Consider the following 8,507-nt stretch of genomic DNA (forward strand, 5'->3'; position numbering starts at 1 on the left):
TAATAATGGTAACAACTGGCTTTTTATACCTTTTTAATCACATAGGTCACAATTCCCCAAATGATTAATTGGTTTTCTTCGGTGACTTTTATCGGAGAATAACTTGGATTTTCTGGCATCAGATACAAACAGTCTTTCTCGAGTTGCATGCGTTTTACAGTAAACTCTCCATCGATAAAACAAATCGCAATTTTATTGTTCTGCGGCTCTAAACTTCTATCCACAACAAGAACATCCTTATCATTGATTCCGGCATCAATCATGGAATTCCCTTTGACTTTGATGTAAAAAGTCGCCAACGGATTTTCACTCAATTCCTTGTTCAAATCAATATTCGTTTCCATAAAATCAGCCGCCGGCGATGGAAATCCAGCCGAAACACCTTCGTTTATGAAAGGAATTCGCAATTCACTTTCGAAATCAGGTAGAAAAAAATTCAATTTTTGCTCTTTGTTTATTGACATTTTATTTCGAGAATATGTTTAAAATTAGTGGTATATCTGGGCGACAAATGATTCTGATTCATGTTCCAGGTCAAACTTAAATTTTGCGTAGCCAGCTTTACTTTTTTATCTCCAATCTTGTTATTGAGGCCGTCCATCACTTTCATCAATACCAAATGTTTTGGATTTTCCTCGTCAAACAACTGCAACTGTTTCTTGTCTTGATCAATCAATTCGGTAACGATAACGCCCGCTTTCTTAAATTTTATAGCTTCATTTCCTTTGTGTAGTTTTTTCAACATATCGATGGCTGCATTCGAAATCGTTAACGTAGAATTTGACGCATAAGGCAATGTAATCGCCATGTTAAAATAATATTTCGAGGTTTCCACCGTATGTTTATCAACTACTAACATTACGATAATAGTATGACAGCAGGAGTTTTGCTTCCGCAATTTCTCTGCACAAACCGCAGCAAAAGTAGCAACACGTTCGCGCAGCAAATCAAAATCAGCAATCTGTTTTGGAAAACTTCGGGTAGTTGCAATACTTTTCTTTTGGTCAACAATGGGTTCTAAATCCAAAACGGATTTACCCTCGAGTTCGTATTTTAAACGCAAACCCGTCACACCCATTTCTTTTCTGATCCAAGCTTCATGTTGTGGTGCAATAAAATCTAAAGCAGTTACAATATTTTTGGCTTTCATCTTTTTATTCATCCGATAGCCAATGCCCCAAACATCTTCAATCTTTGTCCATTTCAAGGCTTTAATACGCTTTTCTTCGGTGTCAATAACATAAACACCTTGCGTTCTGCCTTGGAATTTCTTGGCAATTTTATTGGCTACTTTTGACAATGCTTTTGTTGGTGCAAAACCAATGCAAACGGGAATTCCCACCCATTTTTGCACGCGGGTTTTCATTTGGATTCCATAATCCTGATAATCGGAAACAGTCAAACCATCAAAATTCAGGAAGGCTTCATCGATGCTGTAAATTTCTAAATTAGGTGTGAATTGACTTAAAATTGCCATCACCCGATTGCTCAAATCTCCATACAGCGGATAATTCGAAGAAAACACTTTTACATTTTTCTCTTTCACCAATTCCCTAATCTTGAATATTGGCGCACCCATAGGAACTCCAACATCCTTTGCTTCATTGCTTCTGGAAATCACACAGCCGTCATTATTTGACAATATTGCAACGGGTTTCCCAACGAATTCCGGTTGAAAAACACGTTCGCAGGAAGCATAAAAATTGTTACAATCGACTAAAGCATACATGTTACAAAATTACTCAATATCCATTGATGCGAGTTCGTAACAAAAGTTAATTTTAAGTAATGTTGATAAGTAGTTTTATATAAAAATATTTTTAAAAATGAGGTGATTTCTCTTTTCTTAGGATTATTTCTTCGTCAAAAGCACAAGAAAACGTATCGGGTCCAACAAGAATTGTATTAAAAAAATCTTAATATTCGCTTCTAAATAAAATTATTTTATTTTTTTTACAAACAACAATGTTTTGATTTTAAGTGTTTTAAAAACAAAAAATCAATTCTTAATCTAAAAAAACAAAACCACGATTTAAATCTTTGGCACGCTACTTGGATACACTTAATCAAATAAGTAAAAAAAGCGAAAGCCGAAAAGCTCAAGAGTAGGCAAAATTCAAAATATAATTATCATGAAAAAAATTACCCTTTTAGTAGCTAGTATCTTCGTATTTGGAGGTAGTGTAGCAAACGCAACAGAGAAAATCGATTTCTCTGTAGAAAGAAGATCTCCTGTAGATTTTAGAGACGCCGACCCAATTGTGTTCACAGAAAGAGGAATTGAATTCTTCATATTCGCTGACGGACAATTTGATTTTAATACACGCCCTTCAACCGGTTCAACTGGCGGAATGTATTATAAAGCAAGCAAAAAAGGTGGCATGAATAAAACGTATGGTGCACCAGCAAATGTTCGCAACGGAAATTATGGTGTAAAAGTAGAACACGACAACATGGGCAGAGTAAGACGTATTGGAAACGTGATGATCAACTATGACTCAAATGATAGAGTTAAACGAGTGGGTTCTGTTTACATGACATACAACCGTTATGCTTTGGAACGAGTGGGTGGTTTAGAAATTATCTACAACCGTCGTGGTCAAATTGTTGATATTGTTGGAGCCGTAAAAGGTGGTAGAGGTTATGAATACAGCCAAAACAACAACGGAAGCAACGATTATGGCAACAGCCAAAACTCGAATGATGATGACTACTACTATTACAGAACAAATGGTACAAAAGCCAAAATCGAGGATACTAGAGTATCTGGAAGTGTAGCCATCAGAATAGACAGAAGATAGTTAGTTAGTTATATAAATGGTTTGTTTGAAATTCCTGCTGGTAGTTGTATCAGCGGGAATTTTTTTTTAATGCGTAATGTTACTTGATTTTATTAAATAAAAATGCCCACAAAAAGAGATCCTTTTTGTGGGCATTTTTATTATTTGACTGAAATGTATTAGATAGATGTAATAATGAATTCACTACGTCTATTTGCTTGATGTTCTTCCTCAGTACATGGCACATTATTACTACATTTATTTATTAAGCGAGTTTCTCCATAACCCTTACTGGTCAATCGATCTGTAGTAATTCCATTGGCAATTAACCAGGCTCTTGTAGCTTGTGCTCGCCTATCAGATAAAGATTCATTGTATTTATTAGTTTGTCTGCTGTCAGTATGTGAACGGATATCAATTTTCATAGTTGGATATTCTTTCAATACTACTAAAATCTTTTCTAATTCAAATGCAGCATCCTTGCGAATAAAAGACTTATTTAGATCAAAATAGAGCATTGGTATGCTGAGCGTTTTTGCTAAATCTGTACCAACCAAAATTATTTTTTTAATCTTCTGTAAAGTCACTGGACGTATTGTTTCTCCTGAAGTTTGAGCTACAGTAACTTGTACCTCTTCTGTTTCATAATCCTGATTTTGAGCTCTCAAATAATATATTCTTTCACATACTACATCAAAAGTATACAAGCCATCCGCAGTTGTAGTCATCTCTTTGATCAAATTAAATTTTTCATCAAATAAGCTAACTTTTGAATTTGAAAGTATTGCTCCAGAATCCTGATCAGTAATTTTACCCTTCAATATTTGTGTACAAATAGGTTTTGGCAACTCTGTAAATTTATATATGTCATCAGACCCATTACCTCCATCTCTATTAGAAGTAAAAAAACCTTTGTGATTTTTACTATCAATTAAAAATGCAAAATCATCTTTAGCGCTATTGATTGGAGCTCCGATATTTTTAATAGTTTTCTTTTCACTGTTAACCGTTAGATTTACAACAAAAATATCTAAACCGCCTAAACCTGGATGACCATCACTAGCAAAATATAATTTGTTCTCCTGAGAAATAAAAGGAAATGTTTCTCTCGCTTCAGTATTTATTGGAAAACCTAAATTTTGTGGTTTACCAAAGGTTCCATCTGCGTTAATAGTGACAGTAAACAGATCCGACAATCCATTTGTTCCAGGCATATCGGAAGCAAAGTATAAGTTTTTCTCATCAAGGCTCAAAGTTGGGTGAGCTACACTATACTCATTACTATTAAAGGGAAGTTCTTGCACGTTTACCCATTTTTCGTCTACTTTAGTTGCTTTATAAAGTTTTAGTAACGTAACTTTTCTGGCATTTTTTTGTTTTTTGCCATCTAAATAATTATTTCTGGTAAAATACATTGTGTTGCCATCATTTGTAAAAACAGGAGTAGATTCATGAAATTTAGTATTAATACTGCTACTAAACAACTTTGGTTTACCCATATCAGCATCTGATTTTATTTCAGATAAATATAAATTGGTAAAGGATTCATTATTCCATTTGAAAACTTTTTTGGAGACACCTCCAATATCCCGGGCAGAAGCAAAAAGAAGATTTTTATTGTAAAACGAACTCCCGTAATCTGAATATTCCGAATTTACACCTGCATCTGCAATTTCGTATCGTCCAGAATTTGTTTTAATATCTTCTAAATAATTCCTTTGATTCGCAAAAAGTTTTCCTCTTTGATCATTGTAAGATTTAGTAATGAATTTTTCAAGCATTTTATCTGCTTTGGCATAATTCCCTATTGCTTTTAATGATTGTGAATATCTGTAATAATATTCTGTTTCTTGCACTTCATTCAAATCAAAAAGTTCCGTGTACCATTTTTGTGCTTTAACTAAATCAGCAATAAAATAATAGGAGTCGCCTAATTTTTGAAACATTTTTTCGTCTTTATAACCCTTATCCGCTACTTTCTCATAAGTAGCGATAGCATCTACAAAAGAGTAATCATCAAATTTTTTATCGGCATTTACGACACTTTTATTCTGGCTAAATCCATATAAGGTAAATAACAAAAGGATTGCACAATAACTAAAATATTTAGAGCTTAGTTTCATATCGATATCTTGAATTTAGAAGAATCTTGGAGATGTAATTCTACTGTATGTTTTAAATAATTCAAATCGCAAAAAAATCTCATGTGATCCTGAATTATAATTTGCTAATCGTGTAGTTTCTAAATCATATCCATAACCTATAAACCATGAATCAGTTGCTTGAAACCCTACTAATGCACTTACAGCAGCACTCCATCTATAGGCAGCACCAAGGGTAAATTTCTCATTAAATAAGAAATTTGCCGATATATCAACTTGTAATGGAGCACCTTGAACTAATTTAGTTATAAGGGCAGGTTTAAACTTTAAATTATAATTCAAATCAAATACATGCCCCGCAGTTAAGTAATAATTAATTCTTTCCTTAGCAATATATGAATTTGCACCTATTCCTGCATACTTATCAAAGTGCTTGGTTTCTAATAAATTAGGAGCAGACAAACCAATGTATGTTTTTTCTGAATACCAATAAAGACCAGCGCCTATGTTTGGTGAAAATTTATCATCTACATTATTTTCAAAGCTATAATCATTTGCATCATACTGATTTAATTTATCAAAATTTATATTTAATAAATTAGCTGATGCTTTAATCCCAAAAGACAACTTAAACTCCTCAGATGTATTAATACTATACGAGAAATCAACAGCTAAATTGCTCTCGTCAGATGGTCCTATCTTATCATTAATAATAGAAACTCCAATACCCATGTTAGTGTTTGTCAAAGGAGTATTTATTGATGCTGTATTAGTTACTGGTGCACCATCTAAACCAACCCATTGTGTACGGTGTAAAGCAAAAACACTCATCGACTGCCGTGATCCTGCATAAGCAGGATTCACGTTAATCGTATTATACATATACTGTGTAAACTGGGCGTCTTGCTGTGCTCTAACAATCCCAGACAGCAACAGTAGGATTAATATTAATTTTGTTTTCATATTCTTCTATTTAAAACTAAAGAGATTTTAGGTTGACTATCTGTTAATATATAAATAACCCGCTTTTTCATGAGAGGTAGCAGCACTATCTTTATATTTCAAAATATAATAATAGGTTCCTTCAGGTAACTCATCAGATTGTTTAACTGTTACTCTACCTTCTGAAATTCCTCTAAAAGCTCTGTCATCATTATTGTATCCACTTCTCTCAAATACTAATACTCCCCAACGGTTATATATTTCGACTGTATTATCAGTATAACATTCTAATCCTCTAATTCGGAAAATTTTATTATCACCACTGCCATTTGGGGCAACTGCATTAAAAATCTCTATTAGACAACCCTCTACAGCTAAAACTGTTGGCTTATCCTCCGCCATACTCACATCATCCGATAAATCTCTAACGATAGTGCCGTTAGGACTTACACCCGTTACCTCTGCTTGATTTGACACAGAGCCCAAATTGATATCATTTTGCGTTAGCTTATATACAGCTTGATAAGCAGTATTATTTGTCTCATCAATTTCTAACAACAGTATAGCATTACCAGATAAAATTAATCCAGGTAAATTATCCTTAACTATTACATTTGAAAGAGGAGTATTACCCATATTTGTAATTGAAAAACTATACGATATCGTTTCTCCAGCTTGTGCAAATCCATCTCCATTTTCATCATTAAAGACTGCTGTTTTAACAATTGATATTTTTGGAGATTCTGCTACAATAACTGTTAAAAAGGCTCTGGCACAATTTGAAGGTTTTGCTTTCTCACAAATACTGTATTCTATTACATACGTACCTGCTTCAGTATTAGGTAATAAAGTTACTGTTCCATCACCATTGATTGTTATAGGACCACCTGTCATCTGTGTAACAAACACATCAGCAGGATTGATTAACAACCCGTTTAAAGTATCGTTATCCAAAACATTCATTCCTAAATCTCCTCCTTTTACTCCTTCAATGGGACCTACACTATTATTAGTGGCTATAATTGTCACTCCACTAGTTACCACTATAATACTTGAAACAGTACTACAATTAGAATTGTTACCTACCTCACAAATCGTATAAGTGATCGTATAATTACCTGATGGGGTATTTGGAGGAACAGTTACTGTACCATTTCCATTTAATACAAGCCCTGTAGGAATAGCAACTACTGACAATGTGACTTGCCCAGGTTGTGTACCTATTACCACGAAACTTCCATTTAAAGTATCATTCCCTGTCAATGGAGGAGTAATTCCTCCAACAGTACCATCTACAGGCGCTGTTATATCATTAGCTGCAACTATGGCATTGGCAACGACAACCGTTACGCTGGCTTGATCACAATTGCCAGGGCTTGCGCCTACTTCGCAGATTTCATACACTACCGTGTACGTACCACTTGGGGTGTTCGCGTTTACTGTTATTGTTCCGTCTGCATTCAATGTCAAGCCTGCTGGAACCGTTACTCCTGCTAAGGTTACTTCGCCTGCATTGGTGCCGATTACAACTGGGTTTGCATCTAAACTATCATTGACCAAAACACTTGGCGTGCTGTCTCCTGTGGTTACTGCTGCTGGTGTGTCGTTAGCTGCAACTATGGCATTGGCAACGACAACCGTTACGCTGGCTTGATCACAATTGCCAGGGCTTGCGCCTACTTCACAGATTTCATACACTACCGTGTACGTACCACTTGGGGTGTTCGCGTTTACTGTTATTGTTCCGTCTGCATTCAATGTCAAGCCTGCTGGAACCGTTACTCCTGCTAAGGTTACTTCACCTGTATTGGTGCCGATTACCACTGGGTTTGCATCTAAACTATCATTACCCACAACACTTGGCGTGCTGTCTCCTGTGGTTACTGCTGCTGGTGTGTCGTTAGCTGCAACTATGGCATTGGCAACGACTACCGTTACGCTGGCTTGATCACAATTGGCAGGGCTTGCGCCTACTTCGCAGATTTCATACACTACCGTGTACGTACCACTTGGGGTGTTCGCGTTTACTGTTATTGTTCCGTCTGCATTCAATGTCAAGCCTGCTGGAACCGTTACTCCTGCTAAGGTTACTTCACCTGTATTGGTGCCGATTACCACTGGGTTTGCATCTAAACTATCATTGACCAAAACACTTGGCGTGCTGTCTCCTGTGGTTACTGCTGCTGGTGTGTCGTTAGCTGCAACTATGGCATTGGCAACGACTACCGTTACGCTGGCTTGATCACAATTGCCAGGGCTTGCGCCTACTTCGCAGATTTCATACACTACCGTGTATGTACCACTTGGGGTGTTCGCGTTTACTGTTATTGTTCCGTCTGCATTCAATGTCAAGCCTGCTGGAACCGTTACTCCTGCTAAGGTTACTTCACCTGCATTGGTGCCGATTACCACTGGGTTTGCATCTAAACTATCATTACCCACAACACTTGGCGTGCTGTCTCCTGTGGTTACTGCTGCTGGTGTGTCGTTAGCTGCAACTATGGCATTGGCAACGACAACCGTTACGCTGGCTTGATCACAATTGGCAGGGCTTGCGCCCACTTCGCAGATTTCATACACTACCGTGTACGTACCACTTGGGGTGTTCGCGTTTACTGTTATTGTTCCGTCTGCATTCAATGTCAAGCCTGCTGGAACCGTTACTCCTGCTAAGGTTACTTCG

Annotated in this window: 6 protein-coding genes; 1 reads left to right on the forward strand and 5 read right to left on the reverse strand. The window is 36.3% G+C overall.

What is annotated here, in order from left to right; translation table 11 throughout:
* Positions 1-23 precede the first annotated feature (23 nt).
* The gene (locus QLS65_RS11150; RefSeq protein WP_099713767.1) at positions 24-464 is read right to left on the reverse strand and encodes a LexA family protein; all 441 of its coding nucleotides are present in this window, start codon (positions 462-464) and stop codon (positions 24-26) included.
* Entirely contained in the window at positions 455-1,729 is a 1,275-nt protein-coding gene (locus tag QLS65_RS11155) for a Y-family DNA polymerase (RefSeq protein ID WP_282713539.1), read from the reverse strand. The genes QLS65_RS11150 and QLS65_RS11155 overlap by 10 nt, the downstream gene beginning before the upstream one ends.
* A gap of 403 nt (positions 1,730-2,132) precedes the next feature.
* On the opposite strand from QLS65_RS11155, the gene QLS65_RS11160 reads away from it, so the two are divergent.
* The gene (locus QLS65_RS11160) at positions 2,133-2,801 is read left to right on the forward strand and encodes a hypothetical protein (protein WP_282713540.1); all 669 of its coding nucleotides are present in this window, start codon (positions 2,133-2,135) and stop codon (positions 2,799-2,801) included.
* 158 nt (positions 2,802-2,959) lie between these two features.
* Here QLS65_RS11160 and QLS65_RS11165 read toward each other — a convergent pair whose 3' ends face one another.
* From QLS65_RS11165 to QLS65_RS11175, 3 genes are all read right to left on the reverse strand, one after another.
* The gene (locus QLS65_RS11165; protein WP_282717693.1) at positions 2,960-4,903 is read right to left on the reverse strand and encodes an OmpA family protein; all 1,944 of its coding nucleotides are present in this window, start codon (positions 4,901-4,903) and stop codon (positions 2,960-2,962) included.
* Positions 4,904-4,918: 15 nt separating this feature from the next.
* Entirely contained in the window at positions 4,919-5,845 is a 927-nt protein-coding gene (locus QLS65_RS11170) for a PorP/SprF family type IX secretion system membrane protein (RefSeq protein WP_282717695.1), read from the reverse strand.
* A 36-nt stretch (positions 5,846-5,881) separates the two neighbouring features.
* The coding region (locus tag QLS65_RS11175; protein ID WP_282717696.1) for a T9SS type B sorting domain-containing protein at positions 5,882-8,507 on the reverse strand (2,626 nt) is incomplete at its 5' end.

This window comes from Flavobacterium algoritolerans, from assembly GCF_030010385.1.
In the GTDB taxonomy this organism is placed as follows: domain Bacteria; phylum Bacteroidota; class Bacteroidia; order Flavobacteriales; family Flavobacteriaceae; genus Flavobacterium; species Flavobacterium algoritolerans.